This is a genomic window from Kribbella sp. NPDC004138, assembly GCF_053603655.1.
Window position 1 is genome coordinate 100,492 of the sequence record NZ_JBSGFZ010000002.1, and the last position, 15,328, is coordinate 115,819.

Here is a 15,328-nt window from a genome sequence, read left to right on the forward strand (position 1 = left end):
GGAGCAGGCCCCGGCAAGGCGCGTCCCCGCCTACCCCCGCTCAGACAAGGCGACCGATGACCGAACCTGAACCCAACCTGCCGGCCGGAGAATCACTCGCCTCGCCGCGACTCACCGCGTCGCAACTGGACCGGCTAATCGTTTATGGGGTGACCCAGGACGTACGCGCGGGCGACGTGGTGTTCAGACCAGGCGACCCGGCTTATGACCTGATCGTCATTGACGCAGGCCGAATCGAGCTCGTCTCTCCGCCCACCCGCGACGAACCTGAGGCAATCATCGCCAGTTACGGTCCGGGCGGATTCCTCGGCGAACTCAATTTGCTGACCGGCCAGACTGCCTATCTCGTAGCCCGCGTGGTCGAATCAGGGCGGATCCACCGCATCTCTCCGCCTCAGTTCCGCCGGATGATGGCCGATGATCCCAGCGTCTCCGACGTCCTGCTCAGAACCTTTCTGGCCCGCCGGGATGTACTCCGCGACGGGATCGCCGCCCGCGGACTCGAGATCATCGGCAACGCGATGTCAGCCGAAGCGTTGGCGCTTCGCACCTACGCCGCCCGGCAACGACTGCCGCACCTGTGGCTCGATGCCGGGACTTTGGCGGGTCAGGCGATCATGTCCTCGACGCCACTGGCGAGCACGGATCTACCCGCCGCGATCACGCCCGACCACGTTCTGCGCCAGGCGACTCCCGGCCAACTCGCACAGATGCTGGGCCTGTCCTACCGAACGACACAACACGACCCGGTCGACCTCACCATCATTGGTGCCGGCCCTGCCGGTCTGGCGGCCGCTGTGTATGCGGCTTCTGAAGGCCTGGACACAGTCCTGCTCGACGCTGTCGGTCCCGGCGGCCAGGCCGCATCCAGTTCACGCATCGAAAACTACCTGGGTTTTCCCTCCGGCCTCAGCGGCCAGGAACTCGCCCAGAAGGCCACGCTCCAAGCCCTCAAGTTCGGGGCACGGCTCTTCAGCCCCTGCCAGGTCGCCGACCTCGACTGCGGAGGAGAGTATTTGCGCGTTGCCCTCGCCGACGGGACCGGAATCGACACACGGGCCACCCTTATTGCCACTGGCGCCAACTACCGTGCGCTGCCGCTCCTGGGATGGACACAGTTCGAAGGCGCCGGCATCTACTACGCCGCGACCAAGCTGGAGGCGCAAGCTTGTGCCGATGCACCCGTCACGGTCGTCGGTGGCGCCAACTCAGCCGGCCAAGCCGCCCTCTACCTGTCGTCACACGGGTGCGAGGTCACTGTTGCCGTTCGCGGCGATGACGTAGCCTCCGGCATGTCCGCCTACCTCGTCGACCGACTGGCCGCTGACCCACAGATCACAGTGCGGACGTCGACCGAGATCAGCAGCGTGGCGGGCCGAGCAACCCTCGAGACCATCAATCTCGTGGACCGCACCACAATGAGCAGTGTCGAGCAAACCTGCCGCGGCCTGTTCTGTTTCATCGGTGCGGACCCGGCTACGGCCTGGCTGCGTGGGATTGCCATGGATACCGACGGATTCATACGAACCGACGCGCAGTTGGACCCGCATGGACTCGGTCAGGTCTGGAAGGTTCTCGGACGTGCGCCCCTTCCCTTCGAGACCAGCACACCTGGCGTTTTCGCAGCCGGCGACGTCCGTGTCGGCTCCATGAAGAGGGTCGCCGCTGCAGTGGGTGAAGGCGCCAGCGCGGTCAGATCGATTCATGCTGCCATCGGGATCTCGCTGTGAGACCTCAATCGGCACACAGAGCAAGTCAAAGACAAGATTCCAAGGAGCACAAAATGGACGTAATCGAGACCGTGACCACGCGAAACGAGGACTTCGCAGCGCACCAGTTCACCTCTGGCCTGCGCATGATGCCCTCACTGAAGACGATCGTCATCGGCTGCGTCGACCCACGGGTCGACCCAACAGCCGTACTCGGGGCTCAACCGGGCGAACTCGCGGCCATCCGTAATGTCGGCGGTCGCGTCACCAAGCGGACGCTCATGGAGCTGGTCATGCTCCGCAAAGTGACCCAGGCCGCTGGTTCCGATCTCGGTCCCGGCTGGAACCTGATCGTCCTTCAGCACACGAACTGTGGGATCACTTTGCTGGAGGACCAGCCGAACCTGCTGTCCGACTACTTCGAACTCGACGAGAATCACTTGGCCGAGCAGACAGTTGGCGACCCCCGGGAAGCAGTTGCCCATGACGTCGCCGTACTGCTCTCCGAGCCCAAATTGGCGGGCGCCCAGGTCTCCGGGTTCGTGTACGACGTGATGACCGGACGAGTCGAGTCTGTGTAAGGCCTCATCCGCTGAGGCGGTGCGTACGCCAGACCTGTGAGCCGTGGCGAACCATGCGGGTCTCACCCGCCCGTTGCCGGCGATCTACAGGGAACCTATCCACCACGAAACTGTTCGCAGGAGGCGTGATGACCGAGATTCACGATCTGACCAGCCGCAACGCACACTTTGCTGCAGGGCGATTCACCACCGGCCTAGCCCTCAACCCCAGCGGCAACATGACGGTTGTGGGGTGTGTCGATCCGCGCGTCGATCCGGCCTACGTGCTGGGGATCGAACTGGGTGAAGCAGCGGTGATCCGAAACGTCGGAGGCCGGATCACCCCCGCGACGCTGCGCACCATGGTGATGCTAGGGAAGGTCGGTCAGGCGAACGCGGACAGCAGGCATGCAGGCGCGTGGAACCTGGTCATACTGCACCACACCGATTGCGGGATGACGGACTTGGCCAATTGCCCAGATCTGCTGACGGAGTACTTCGAGATCCGGGCCCAGGACCTCGAAGCCAAATCGGTCAGCGACCCGATCGCCTCGGTTCAAGTCGACGTCGAGGTCATCAAGAAGGAGATCCGAGGCGGCGAGTTCTTGGTGTCCGGCTTGGTCTACGACGTCTCTACAGGCTTGGTCGAGACTGTCGTCGCTCCCAGCCCGCTACCGACCGACTGAACTCTGCCCAAGGCGATGTCAGTGCAGAGCAGCCGAACCCGACCTCACTGCATCCTGACTACGGGGCGCTCGCCGTGCACAACGACGAAAGCAGAAACCATGTGCGACTCGACGAACGCGACGCCGCGGGACGTCGCCGATTCCGCTCCACGGCCAGTCCACAGGGATGCAGTGGACCCAATTGCTCTCGCTCCGGTCGACGAGATCCGGATCACCACGGTGGTGGACAACGTCTTCGACGCACTGCTGACCAGTAGCGCGGGGGTCACCCGAGCTGGGTTCGGAGCAGTCGACACTCCAGCTGGCCAGTTCGACGGCGGTCACACCTCGGTCGGCCTCCTGGCCGAGCACGGATTCTCCGCAATGGTGGCGATTCGTGAAGGCAAACGGGAAACGCGCTTGCTGTTCGACGCCGGCCTCTCACCAACGGCGATGGTCAGCAACGCTGACCGCTTGGACATCGACCTCACCAGCATCCAAGGCGTGGTACTCAGCCATGGTCACTTCGATCATGCCGGCGGACTGACCGGCATGGCAGATCGACTCGGCGCAAGGAAAATGCCAATGGTGCTCCACCCGCAGGTATGGAGCCGGCGAAGGCTGCTGACGCCGGACGGGGCGCACGAAATGCCCACGCTGAGCAAACGAGCCCTGAACGGGGAAGGGTTCGAGGTCATCGAGCGGAGGCAACCCTCGCTCCTTGTGAACGGTAGCGTCTTGGTCACTGGCGAGATCGACCGCACCACGGAGTTTGAGCACGGTATGCCGCCGCAGCACCAAATCTGGACCGGCCAGGGGTGGCGCCACGATCCCATGGTTGTGGATGACCAAGCGTTGGTGATGCATCTGCGCGGCCACGGGTTGGTGGTACTCACCGGTTGCGGCCACGCTGGAGTAATCAACATCTTGCGGCACGCGCAACGCCTGACCGGCGTCGACCGCGTCCACGCGCTGATCGGTGGACTGCACCTCAGTGGCCCGGCGTTCGAGCCCGTCATTGCACCCACCGTCGCAGCACTGACCGAACTCGCGCCGCAGCTGATCGCGTCGGGGCACTGCACAGGATGGCGGGCTCAGCACACTCTCGCTGCCTCACTCCCCGACGCGTGGATACCCAGTAGCAGCGGCACCACCTACCGCCTGGTCAGCACTTGACCGAAATCTGCCGTTGATGATCCGTATTTCCCCTGGACGATCTTCCCTCCGGGTGACGGTCGGCTGAGTCCATTCCTCGCCCCGAGGCCACCGTTCGGCTCCGGTAAGCTAGAGTCGTTTGCGATCGAGCCATTCGAGAGCGACGTCGGCGACGTCCTTCCATCCGTTGTCGATCGTCAGCGAGTGGCCGCGCCCGTCGAAGATGTGGAGGTCGGTCTCGGCCGGCCCCGCGGCGTACAACTCGTGCACCTGCTGTGTGACTTTGAGGGGTACGACGTGATCCTCTGTGCCTGAGGTCAACAACAGCGGACCGCGGTCGGCGACGTGTGTGTCAACCGTGGTCGCGGAGTGTCGCGTGAGGTTGGCGCCGGCCTCTTCGAAAAGGGGGCGTCCGGGACCTGGAATTGACCAGTTGGCGTGGAGCGCGTCGGACTCCTCTTCGGTCAGGGTGTTGCCGAATGCGTAGCGGAACTGTTTGGAGGTCAGCGCCACGGCACGGTGACGGTTGGCCGGGTTGCCCAGGACGGGGAAGGCCGATTTCAGTTGTGCGAACGGGAGGGCTTTGGCGCCCTTGATGGCGGCCGGGTCGATGGCGACGGCTGCCGCAGCGTGGCCGATAGCCAGAAGCTCCTGGGCGATCAGTCCGCCGAAGGAGTGCCCGATGATGATCGGCTTCGGTGCGGCTGGATCGATAAGGCTTGCGTAGTGGTCGACGATGTCAGTGATGCCGATGTCGTTCATGGCATCGGGGCGGGCGCGAGTCTCCTCGACGGTCGGCGAGTCGCCGGGCCAGCCCGGCGCCGATGCCCTGTAGCCGTTGTGCTCGAACAACTCCAGCCAAGGCTGCCAGGCGCTGGAGTGGATCCACAGCCCATGGATGAAGAGGACCGAGTGGGCTTTGGTGGGTGATGTCATCGGAGTTCCCTCAAGTTTGGTTGGGTGTTGGGGACATGAGCGGCGTAAGGCACGCTGGTTTACGATGCGTCAGTGACTGGGCCGCGGGGTGCGAACTCGTCAATGTGGAGCCGGACGAAGTCGCGGACGCTCATAGGAGCGCCGCCGGTGATGTCTTCAACGGTGGTGTTGGTTGCCTCGAAGACACCGTTCGCCAAATCGTCGGCGACAGCACCGATGTGTTGTGCAAAGAACTTGGACAGGTAGGGGATCTCTGTGACGATGGCTTGGAAGTCAGCGACCGGCATCGGATAGTAGGAGATGGTCCGTCCAAGCACGTCGCCGACGGCTTCGGCGATGGTCTTGCCTGTCATGATCTCAGGTCCGTTGAGGTAGTAGACCTGCCCAGCGTGCGGGCCGGGATCGGCAAGTATCGTCGCGATGACTCGCCCTTGATCCTCGGCAGCGATTGGCGAGAATCGTGAACTGCCGAACGGCAGCGCCAGCACGTTCGCATCGATGATGCGGTCCACCTGACCGGCATACAGCAGCCAGTCGGCGAACAGACTCGGACGCAGGTGTGTGACCGGCACTTCGGACCTGTCGAAGACCCGCTCGGCGATCCAATGGTTCAAGGACGCGTGGCTTCTCGATTCGCGGCGGGCGGGACGCTGCGACATGTTGACGATTGCTCGCACCCCTGCCTCGCGCGCCGCCTGGGCGAAGTACGCGGTGGCGTCGATCAACTGAGGTTGCACCGGATAGACGAAGTACGCGGCATCGACGGCTTCCAGGGCTGAGATCACACTGTCGAAGTCGAGCAGATCACCCGTGACAACTTCGGCGCCAAGCTCGCGAAGCGGTTCGGCGCGGGCGTCATTGTTGTGCACCAGCGCGCGAACCTGGACATCGCTGCCATGGAGAGCGCGGACGGTGGCGCGCCCGGTTGCCCCGGTTGCCCCAGTCACCAGTACACGTGTCATGAAATGCTCCGATCGATCTGCAGGCGTTTCACGCCGACCGGAAGCGCCGACGCTCGATTGTGGGGAGTGGCCAGATATCGACGCTATAGGGAGGACCCGCCAGGCAGTTCCGCCAAGCAAATCCCGTGCACTTGGTGCATAAGACCGTGCACGGGATGACGCATGCCCAGGGCGCGGAGAGCACCACTCCAGGGTCAAGGAAATGATCGCCAGCTGCAGTTCCAGATCATCGCCTGCAGTCGTCATCGTGTGCACGCCACTATGCCGGGCCTGCACAGCGCCGACGCAGCCGTCCGCGTGCGCATACGGTGTCGCTGGCGCGCTCACCGCCTTGGTGCACGCGAAAGAACATGTCTTCCACTTGAAATGGAGATAGGCCTGATGACGGTATCAAGCGGCCCTGCGGTGGCGATGACCCTTCAGCGGGGAGCCCGCTCGCTCGCTCAGGCGGCTGACCATGGCTGAACGCAGTCTGTACCTCCTCACCGGCGTTGGCGGCGGAGTCAGCAATATCGGTCGTCTCGTCGCCAACCTCTTGTGCGACAGCGGCGAATCCGTGCGTGCAATGGTTCACCGCGACGACGGCCGGGCCGACGCACTTCGAGATCGCGGCGTGGACATCGTCGTCGGTGACCTCACCAATCCAGGTGATGTCGCCGCGGCCCTGAAGGGGGCGGCCCGGGTGTTCTTCAACATGGCAGTCTCCGCGGACTACCTCGAGGCCGCCGCCGTCATGTGCGCTGCCGCCACCGAACGCGGCGATCTCGAAGTGTTGGTCAACATGTCGCAAATGACTGTCTCAGAGATGACCTCGACGAGCACAGAAGAATCAAACCACCAACGCTGGCACTGGCTGTCGGAACAAATCATGAACTGGTCTGGTGTGCCGGCCGTCCATGTTCGGCCGACGGTGTTCCTGGACAACCCGCTGTTCACCCTGCTGTCACGACGATCGATCGCTGAACGCGGAGAACTGATGCTGCCGTTCGGGACGGGGCGCACCTCGCCGGTCGCGGCCACCGACGTTGCGCGCGTAGTCGCCATGATTCTGCAAAGTCCGGCTGGGCACATCGGTCAGGTCTATGAACTGACCGGACCTACGCTCCTTGACATCAACGGCCTGGCCAAGCAGTACGCCCTGGGTCTCGATCGACCTGTGTCCGCCGTAGACATGTCGCTAGATGACTTCCGCAACGCGATCAAGTCGTTGGGCATCTCCGCACACGTGACCGATCACATCGTCACCGTGGCGGAACTACACCGGGCTAACCGCTACAACCGGCATACCGACGACGTCGAAAACGTCACCGGGACGCCCGCCGAATCCGTCGGACACTACATCGCCGAGCACCGCGGCCTCTTCGGATGATCTCACGGTAGGAGCGTCGCCAACCGCAGCGCCGCAGCCGTGAACACACATCACCCCGATCCGGCCGGCCGCGATCCACTGTTCTTCCTGTGGACCAGTGCATCAGTTGTGCTGATGCACAACAGCGGAGTTCTGCCAACGATCCCGCGTCAACGCGTCGCGAAGAACCGGTCTGGTCAGCGATCCTTGTCCACCGCGCCAGCATGCCGGGCGGCTGGTTCGGGATCGCGGTCTGGGGGGAGCCTGTCGCGCATTCATCACCGAGCCGACACACCAAGCGACCACGTTCCCCGCCTTGAACTCGCTCGCTGTCTCAGCTGTACGCTCCGACCACGCGTCTCTTTACGCACCTCAATCAGCGCGGGAGGATGGCTGGCGATGAGGACCAATGAGTACAACACCATCCCTGGATCCCTTACCAACAAGAGTTTTCACTCACCATCGGCGAACGCTGATCAACCTCAGGTGGAAATCAGCGGGTTCGGGGTTCGAGTCCCTGGCGGCGCACAACAGCCCAGGCCACGCAAGTGTCCTGGGCTTCTTCATGCCTGCTGCTACCCCTTTATGTCCCTCTTTGGACCGAAATAGCACCAAGCCGTCGGCACTGAACGACCGCGGCCTCTTCATCTGATCGTGACTGTGCGTCACATCACATCGCCTCGGTTCCGACCCTGCGGGCCAGCGTTGAGCCACCAACCTCATTCCGGTTGGAGGCATGACATGTCGAGACCACCGCTCGAGATCGGCTCCTGGGGAAGCATCTCCTCCCGAGTCGACAAGGCCGACGACAAGGGCAAGCCGATCCGCTACCTGTCGAAGGCCAACTTCCGAGACCATGACGGCCACGTCCGCGACGTCACCGCCACCGGACGCACCAAGTCCGCCTCGGAGGCCGGGCAGCGGCGAGCCTCGCCTCGCCGCCGACCCGATGCTCACCGCATCCCAAGCCGCGGCCGTGCTCCAGGACACCCGGCAACGAGTCCAGCTGCTCGCGAAGGCCGGAATCCTCACCCTCCACCCCGGGCACCGCCACCGCCGCTACCGAACCAGCGACGTCGAATACCTGGCCCAACCGATCACCATGCACGAGGCGATCGCGATCTTCGACTGCACCACCGCCGACCTGTGGGCCCTGATCCACACGCGCACACTCGCGGCCACCGGCAACCCCCTGCTCCCCGTATGCCGGCACCAGATCCTGTGGCGCCACCAACTCGCCCGACCCTCGCCGTACGCCGGCCAGTGCCCCCCGACTGGTGACCACGTCCTGGTCGGCCTCCGCGACGCGGCGCGAATCCTCGACCTGCCGATCGCCGAGACGAAGGCCCGCGCCCGCGACGGCCGGATCCCGGCGATCGAGACAGCGAAGCGATGGCGGTTCCGACGCGACCTCCTCGAGCTCGTCGCCCGAGCGGCTGACGTTGCCCGCCCTGGCCGAACAACACCGCGCCGGGTAGGCCTGGGCTCAGAGGGGTGCGTAGTCGAGGATGAGTACGACGGCGACGCCCAGCCCGCAGGCGAGGGAGATGTTTCGGGTGCGGTGGGCTACCCAGCCGATGGTGGCGGCGCCGGCCAGGAGGATTGTCAGGTCGAGGGGTTCTGCGTCGTGGACGAGGCGCATGAGCTCCACCGCGATGATCGACGAGAGCACCGCCGGCGCCAGGTACTCGAGTCCGTCGCGGAGGCGGGCAGGTAGCCGGTCGGCCGGGACCAGGGTGATGAAGGTGATGCGGAGTACCCAGCTGATAGCGCCCAGAGCGAGGAGGGCGAGGAGCGCGGTCATCGTCGGGCCGCCGATCCGGCGATGACGCCGCTCATGGCTCCACAGAGGATGCCGAGCTCCGGGCGGACCAGGGCAACCACGGCAGCGACCAGTCCGCCGGTCAGAGCGGCAGTGACAGCAGGGCGGCTGGTCAGCCGGGGTGCCAGGAGGCCGAGGAACATCGCGGTGCCGACGAAGGTGAGGTGCGGCAGGTCCGGTAGCGCGGGGCCGGCGACCATGCCGACAGCGATCGAGCCGCACCACACCACCAGGATGAACGCGCCGAGAGATCCCCAGTAGCGCCGGAACGCGCGCCCGACGAGCTCGGGCCGCGCGCCGGACAGCAGGTACGTCTGGTCGATGATGAACTGCGGCGCCAGCCAGCGGAACCAGGTCGGCTGGTCGCTGAACCGCGGCGACAGCGACGCGCCGTACAGAAGCATCCGCGCGTTCACGATCGCCGCCGACACGACAACTGCCAGAAACGCGGCACCGGTGTGGATGAGTGTCACCGCGGTCAGTTGCGCGCTGCCGCCGTACACAGCGGCCGCACCGATCAGGCCGGGCAGCGCGCCGATTCCGAGAGCGGACATGGTCACCCCGAGGGTCACACCGAACGTGCCCAGCCCCAGCGCCACCGACGCGGTGTCGCGTAACGCCAGCTCAGATGGCCGGCTGTCGACAAGAGTCCTCATGCCACAACCTTCAGGCCGGTCGCGCGTAGACCGCTTGGCCGGCGACAGCAGGAAATGTGGAGAACTCGTGGAGATTGTCCCTCCACCCGGTCTCCACATCCTCTCCAAGCATCTGCCCGCCGCAACAACGCAGAGTCGTCCCATCACGATGAGATGGGGGCAGAAGATGTACGACGTACTCGTCGTAGGCGCACGCTGTGCCGGTGCGGCTACCGCGAAGTTGCTGGCCGAGCTGGGCCGCAACGTCGTGATGGTCGACAAGGCGCAACTGCCGAGCGACACGCTGTCGACCCACGGGCTGCTGCGCGGCGGTGTGGTCCAGCTGTCGCGCTGGGGACTGCTCGATCGCGTGCTCGCGAGCGGCGCACCCGCGATCACCCAGGTGCTGTTCGATGCGCAGGGCGAGACAAAGGTACGGCGGATCAAGGAACGCGCGGGCGTGGATGCGCTCGTCGCGCCACGCCGCCACATCCTCGACGGCCTGCTCGCCGACGCAGCCGTCGAGGCGGGGGCCGAACTCCACACGGGCGTGACAGCGACCGGCGTACTGCGCTCGGACAACGGGCGCGTCACCGGCATCACCGGTCGAACCGCGAGTGGCGAACTGATCGAGCTACCTGCTCGCATCGTCATCGGCGCAGACGGCAGGAGGTCGCGGATGGCCGGGTACTTCGGCGCCGAGACGCTCGAGCACTTCACCTCACCCTGCGCGGTCTTCTACACGTACGTGACCGGACTCAGACCCGACACCTACGAGTTCCACATCGCAAAGGACACCTTCGCCGGTGTCTTCCCGACGCATGACGACACCGCCTGCGTCTGGCTGATCCGTCCGACCCCGCTCCTCGAACCGATCCGTACGGCGGGCTCGGCGCGCATCCCCGTCTTCGTCCAGCAGCTCGAAGAACTCGTACCCCGCCTGGGCGAGCAAGTCGGCGAGGTCACCACGAGACTCCGCGGTACCGCCGATCTGCCGAACTACCGTCGCCAGGCCCACGGCCCCGGCTGGGCGCTCGTCGGCGACGCCGGCTACCACCGGGACCCGATCACCGGGCACGGCATCACCGACGCGTTCCGGGACGCCGAGCTCCTGGCGACCGCCGTCAACGACAGTCTTGGCGACCCGCGCGACGAGCCGGTCGCGATGACGTCGTACCAGCAGAACCGCGATCTGATGGCGCGCGAGGTGTTCGACCTGACCCGCGCCCTGACCGCCTTCCCAGCGCCCGACCGCTTCGTCGAACTGCAGCTGCGGCTCAGCGAGGCACTCGAGCGTGAGGCCGACGAACTGGCCTCGTTTCCCGGACTCACAGCGCATCTCGCCGCTTGAAAGGACCGCACCATGACCGCAACCGCCACCGACAGCCACCGCAACGGGGTCGACACCGCCGCACTGTTCGCGACCCTCGACGCCGTCAAGGCCCAACCCGAAATCGCCCGGTTCCAGTTCCGCGCCACCAACCGGTGGATCAGCGGCACCCACAACCGCGGCACGATCAACCGCTACTACGGGGCCGGTCAGGAGAACGCCCGTACCGCGGACTTCCACTTCGACGCCGACCACCCGCCGGTGCTGTGCGGCACCGACCAAGGACCCACGCCGGCCGAGCATCTGCTGCACGCGCTCGCCGCCTGCCTGACCGCCGGACTCGCGAACATCGCGGCGGCCCGCGGCATCGACCTCGAGGAGGTCACGTCGACCGTCGAGGGCGACATCAACCTGCTCGGTATCCTCGGACTCGACCCCGAGGTGCGCAACGGCTACGAAACGATCCGCGTGGTCTTCCACGTCAAGGGCGACGCTGAAGCCGACAAGCTCAAGGCGCTGGTCGCGCAGTCGATGAAGCGCTCCGCGGTGTACGACGTCATGACGCACGGCGTCCCGGTATCGGTCGACGTCGCGACCGCCTGATCCCCCACAGGGCCGGTCTGCCACTCCGGGGCTGGCAGACCGGCCTTCACTCCGCAGCGACGGCCCTGAAGACCGCGTCTTCCACTGGCTCGGTCACAACACCGGACCCGGCCACCAAGTCGTTCACAGCCGAACTCAGCCACAACGACCCCGGAGTCGCTCGGTCCGCCAGTGAGACGGCCAGCCGTACGCCGTGTGCGTCGAGCTGAGTCTCGTGCCGTGGCACCTCCGCGATGGCGACACCAAGTCTGTCGGTGCGGTGCAACTGAGCGAGGCCGGCGCGCACTGCGGTTGCCGGTCCGTCGAACAGCACCAGCGCACGACCGTCAGGACCAGAGGCGCGGCGGCCACCGGCCGCCACGAGCCCGTCGGCCAAATCGGCGGCACCTGGTCCGGCCGGTGCCGCGACAGCGGCCAGCGCCATCGGATGCCCCCTCGGCGTGGGCAGGTCGCGCAGGAACCGCTCGATCGTGTCGAGAAGCTGGTCCGGGTTCCCCGACACGAAATGGTCCGCACCGTCGAGCAACGCCAACTGTGCACCAGGGATGTGCTCCGCCAGATAGCGCGAACCGCCGACGTTCATGAGCGCATCGTCGATCCTGTGCATCACCAGTGTCGGCACACGCACGGCCGGCAACGCGTCGCGGACATCCACGAGCGAGTTCATGTCCATGAGCGCCTGCACCGTCGACGGCGTCGCCGCCGACCGCATCCGCTGCGCCCACCACCGCTGCATCGGTGCGTCGGCCGACGGGCAGCGCATCAGCATGTCGGCCTCCCAGTCCCACTTGCTGACCAGTTCGTTGGTGTAGGCCTGACGCTCCTCCTGCTTCTGCGCCCACGGATAGTCCTCGGACCAGATCCGCTTCGCATAGGTGCCGTACAGCACCAGTCCGGCCACGCGCTCCGGGTGGACCGCGGCGCACAGGATCGCCATCGGCCCGCCTTCGGAGTACCCGACCAGGACGGCGCGCCGGGATCCGACGGCGTCCATCACCGCGAGTACGTCGTGCATCCGCGTCTCCACGTCCGGGAGCCCGGACGGTCGGTCCGACATCCCAGTGCCGCGCTTGTCGAACCGGATCAGCCGGCCGAACGAGCCGAGCCGGTGCAGGAAGTGCGCGTGCCGCGGGTCTCCCCAGTCCAGTTCGAGGTGCGACACGAAGCCCGAGATCAGCACGATGTCGAGCTCCCCGCCGCCGGTGATCTGGTAGGCGATGTGGAGTCCGTCGGAGACGGTGTACCGGATCGGCTCGCTCGGCCGGTCCTCGGACCTGGACTCGACCGGCGCGACGAACCGGTACCCGCGGCCGTGCAAGGTCCGGATCATCCGCTGGCTGTGGCCGTCGTCCCCGAGCGCCCGCCGTACCTGCTTGATCCGGCTGGTGACGGCCGTTTCGCTGACGAACCGGCCGCCCCAGACGCCATCCATCAGTTCCTCTTTCGGAACGACCCGGTCACGGTGCGAGACGAGGTAGGCGAGTACATCAAACGCTTGCGGCTCCAGGGGCACAGGCACGCCACCCCGCCGTACCTCGAACAACGCCGGGTCGAACTCCACATCCCCACCGAACCCAAGCACCACATGACGACTATGCCGGGTCAGCCCTTCTGCGTCACGCGGTCGAGCGGTGCCGGGGTCAAGGTCTGCTGCGCCTTCAGGCACGGGTGGCAGTGGCTGTCGGCCGGCGTCGGTTCCAAGGGGCAGCGTTTCTACGATTGGGCCTGGATCAGCATCCGGCCCAGCCGCACCGGCGCAAGCGGGTACTGGTGGCTACTGATCCGCCGCAACAACACCACCGGCGAACTGGCTACTACCGCTGCTGGTCGCCGCGCCCGGCGCCGCTGCGCGAGCTGGTCCGCGTGGCCGGACGCCGCTGGACGATCGAGGAGTCGTTCCAGGCCGGCAAGACCCTCACCGGGTTCGATCAGCACCAGGTCCGCTCCGCGACCTCCGGCACCGGCTGCACTGGTCGACCTGGAGACGCCGACACCAACACCGCGCCCGAACCAGCCACCACCGGCAGTTCCGCGATCACGACGGTCACGTCCGCCCGGTGTCCGCCTTCGGCAAGACCAAGACCGCGGCCGAGCGGGTCCTGCAGCAGAAGGTCCAGGACCGCGCCAAGGCGAACCAGTCCGGCGAGCTCACTGCGAAACCTGCTGCGCGGTCATCGCGATCGCTGTCCGCTGCGGAGCCATCTCCGTCAATCCGGTCCGCGAGATCGAGACCATCGAAGCTGCACCCAAGATCCCTCCCCGAGCCTCATCACCGCGGACTCGGCGGCCTCCACACCGCTCCTGATGAAGGAAACGATTGAGTCCGGAATGGGAACAGATGTCGGTGCGGCTCGGCGACTGTTCACGGAGGATGGTCATCGTTAAGGTGAAAGCGCAGCAGCGTTGAGCTCGGGGGCCGGGTCTGCGAGCTTGGGGGCGCCTGGCGGCAGCTGGGGTGAGTGATGGGGTATCGGGATCGGCTGGACGGGCCAGGCCCGCGAAAGTTGCTGGCACTGGACGGTGGTGGTATCCGCGGGGTGCTGACGCTCGAGGTGCTGGGGCAGATCGAGCTGATGCTGTGCCGGGAGTTGAAGGCCGGCGACGAGTTCGTGCTGTCCGACTACTTCGATTACATCGCCGGCACGAGTACCGGCGCGATTATCGCGGCCGGGCTGGCGCGTGGGATGCGAGTCGACGAACTGCGGGAGCTGTACGCGACGCACGGGGCGGAGATGTTCGACCGGGCTTCGCTGATCAAACGGTTCAAATACAAGTACGACAGCACGCGGCTGGAGGGCTTGCTGCAGAACATCTTCGGGGCAGCAGTGACTCTTGGGGACCCGCAGCTCAAGTCGTTGCTGATGATGGTGCTGCGGAACGCGACGACCGACTCGCCGTGGCCACTGAGCAACAACCCGCGGGCAAAGTACAACGAGGATAGTCGGCTGGACAGCAACCTGCGGCTGCCGTTGTGGAAACTGGTGCGCGCCAGTACGGCGGCGCCGACGTTCTTCCCAGCCGAAGCCGTGTCCGTTGGCGAGCAGGACTTCGTGTTCGTCGACGGCGGGCTGACGATGTACAACAACCCCGCGTTCCAGCTGTTCCTGATGGCGACGATGGCGCACTACAAGCTCGGGTGGCCCACGGGCGAGGAGCAGATGCTGGTCGTGTCGGTCGGGACCGGGACCAGCCCGAAGGCCGACGATCGGCTGCGGCCCGGCGACATGAACCTGCTGTTCAACGCATCCTCGGTTCCGGCGGCGCTGATGAGCGCGGCGCTGAACGAGCAGGACATGCTCTGCCGGACCTTCGGTCGCTGCCGGCACGGCGCGTCGATCGACAACGAGATCGGCGATCTCCGGGGAGAGCCGGGTCTGTTGAAGGAGCGGCTTTTCACGTACGTCCGGTACAACGTGGAGCTGACCCGACCCGGGCTCAACCAACTCGGCCTGCACGACGTTCGGCCGGAGGACGTGCAGCGGCTCGACTCGATCGCTCACATCGGCGCCCTGCAGCGGGTGGGAATGCGGTTGGCGCGGGACGTAGATCGGCGGCACTTCGAGGGCTTCCTCGGGCAGTGAGAACGGTATGGATCCTATGTCG

The 15,328-nt window shown here is 65.8% G+C and carries 14 protein-coding genes; 8 read left to right on the forward strand and 6 right to left on the reverse strand.

Features of this window, described 5'->3' with window-relative positions:
- Nucleotides 1–56: 56 nt before the first annotated feature.
- From ACWEOO_RS02520 to ACWEOO_RS02535, 4 genes are all read left to right on the forward strand, one after another.
- A complete protein-coding gene (locus ACWEOO_RS02520; RefSeq protein WP_452141436.1) occupies nt 57–1,730 on the forward strand; it encodes an FAD-dependent oxidoreductase in 1,674 nt (557 codons plus the stop codon).
- A gap of 53 nt (nt 1,731–1,783) precedes the next feature.
- Entirely contained in the window at nt 1,784–2,290 is a 507-nt protein-coding gene (locus ACWEOO_RS02525) for a carbonic anhydrase (protein ID WP_452141437.1), read from the forward strand.
- Nucleotides 2,291–2,418: 128 nt separating this feature from the next.
- Complete coding sequence (locus tag ACWEOO_RS02530; RefSeq protein WP_452141438.1) at nt 2,419–2,955, forward strand: carbonic anhydrase; 537 nt, start codon at nt 2,419–2,421, stop codon at nt 2,953–2,955.
- A gap of 171 nt (nt 2,956–3,126) precedes the next feature.
- On the forward strand, nt 3,127–4,110 hold the full coding sequence (locus ACWEOO_RS02535) for an MBL fold metallo-hydrolase (RefSeq protein ID WP_452141439.1): 984 nt from the start codon (nt 3,127–3,129) through the stop codon (nt 4,108–4,110).
- A 108-nt stretch (nt 4,111–4,218) separates the two neighbouring features.
- Here ACWEOO_RS02535 and ACWEOO_RS02540 read toward each other — a convergent pair whose 3' ends face one another.
- Both ACWEOO_RS02540 and ACWEOO_RS02545 read right to left on the reverse strand, forming a co-directional pair.
- Nucleotides 4,219–5,025 carry an alpha/beta hydrolase gene (locus ACWEOO_RS02540; RefSeq protein WP_452141440.1) on the reverse strand — a complete coding sequence of 269 codons (807 nt, stop codon included), beginning with the start codon at nt 5,023–5,025 and terminating at the stop codon, nt 4,219–4,221.
- A 59-nt stretch (nt 5,026–5,084) separates the two neighbouring features.
- Complete coding sequence (locus ACWEOO_RS02545) at nt 5,085–5,987, reverse strand: NmrA family NAD(P)-binding protein (protein ID WP_452141441.1); 903 nt, start codon at nt 5,985–5,987, stop codon at nt 5,085–5,087.
- Nucleotides 5,988–6,444: 457 nt separating this feature from the next.
- On the opposite strand from ACWEOO_RS02545, the gene ACWEOO_RS02550 reads away from it, so the two are divergent.
- Nucleotides 6,445–7,356: an NAD(P)H-binding protein gene (locus ACWEOO_RS02550; protein ID WP_452141442.1), complete on the forward strand. Its 912-nt coding sequence runs from the start codon at nt 6,445–6,447 to the stop codon at nt 7,354–7,356.
- 1,465 nt (nt 7,357–8,821) lie between these two features.
- On the opposite strand, the gene ACWEOO_RS02555 is transcribed toward ACWEOO_RS02550, so the two are convergent.
- A complete protein-coding gene (locus ACWEOO_RS02555) occupies nt 8,822–9,139 on the reverse strand; it encodes an AzlD domain-containing protein (RefSeq protein WP_359939096.1) in 318 nt (105 codons plus the stop codon).
- The gene (locus ACWEOO_RS02560; protein WP_452141443.1) at nt 9,136–9,813 is read right to left on the reverse strand and encodes an AzlC family ABC transporter permease; all 678 of its coding nucleotides are present in this window, start codon (nt 9,811–9,813) and stop codon (nt 9,136–9,138) included. The genes ACWEOO_RS02555 and ACWEOO_RS02560 overlap by 4 nt, the downstream gene beginning before the upstream one ends.
- A 148-nt stretch (nt 9,814–9,961) precedes the next feature.
- Here ACWEOO_RS02560 and ACWEOO_RS02565 point away from each other — a divergent pair, with 148 nt between their 5' ends.
- Nucleotides 9,962–11,143, forward strand: a complete 1,182-nt coding sequence (locus ACWEOO_RS02565; protein WP_452141444.1) for an NAD(P)/FAD-dependent oxidoreductase — start codon at nt 9,962–9,964, stop codon at nt 11,141–11,143.
- 12 nt (nt 11,144–11,155) lie between these two features.
- Nucleotides 11,156–11,725: an OsmC family protein gene (locus tag ACWEOO_RS02570; RefSeq protein ID WP_359939087.1), complete on the forward strand. Its 570-nt coding sequence runs from the start codon at nt 11,156–11,158 to the stop codon at nt 11,723–11,725.
- Nucleotides 11,726–11,771: 46 nt separating this feature from the next.
- On the opposite strand, the gene ACWEOO_RS02575 is transcribed toward ACWEOO_RS02570, so the two are convergent.
- Both ACWEOO_RS02575 and ACWEOO_RS02580 read right to left on the reverse strand, forming a co-directional pair.
- Entirely contained in the window at nt 11,772–13,391 is a 1,620-nt protein-coding gene (locus ACWEOO_RS02575; protein ID WP_452141445.1) for an alpha/beta fold hydrolase, read from the reverse strand.
- A 47-nt stretch (nt 13,392–13,438) separates the two neighbouring features.
- Nucleotides 13,439–13,660 (reverse strand): hypothetical protein, encoded by a 222-nt coding sequence (locus ACWEOO_RS02580; RefSeq protein WP_452141446.1) that lies wholly within the window; start codon nt 13,658–13,660, stop codon nt 13,439–13,441.
- Between the two features lie 527 nt (nt 13,661–14,187).
- Between ACWEOO_RS02580 and ACWEOO_RS02585 the strand changes: the two genes are divergently transcribed.
- A complete protein-coding gene (locus ACWEOO_RS02585) occupies nt 14,188–15,306 on the forward strand; it encodes a patatin-like phospholipase family protein (protein ID WP_452141447.1) in 1,119 nt (372 codons plus the stop codon).
- Nucleotides 15,307–15,328 lie beyond the last annotated feature (22 nt).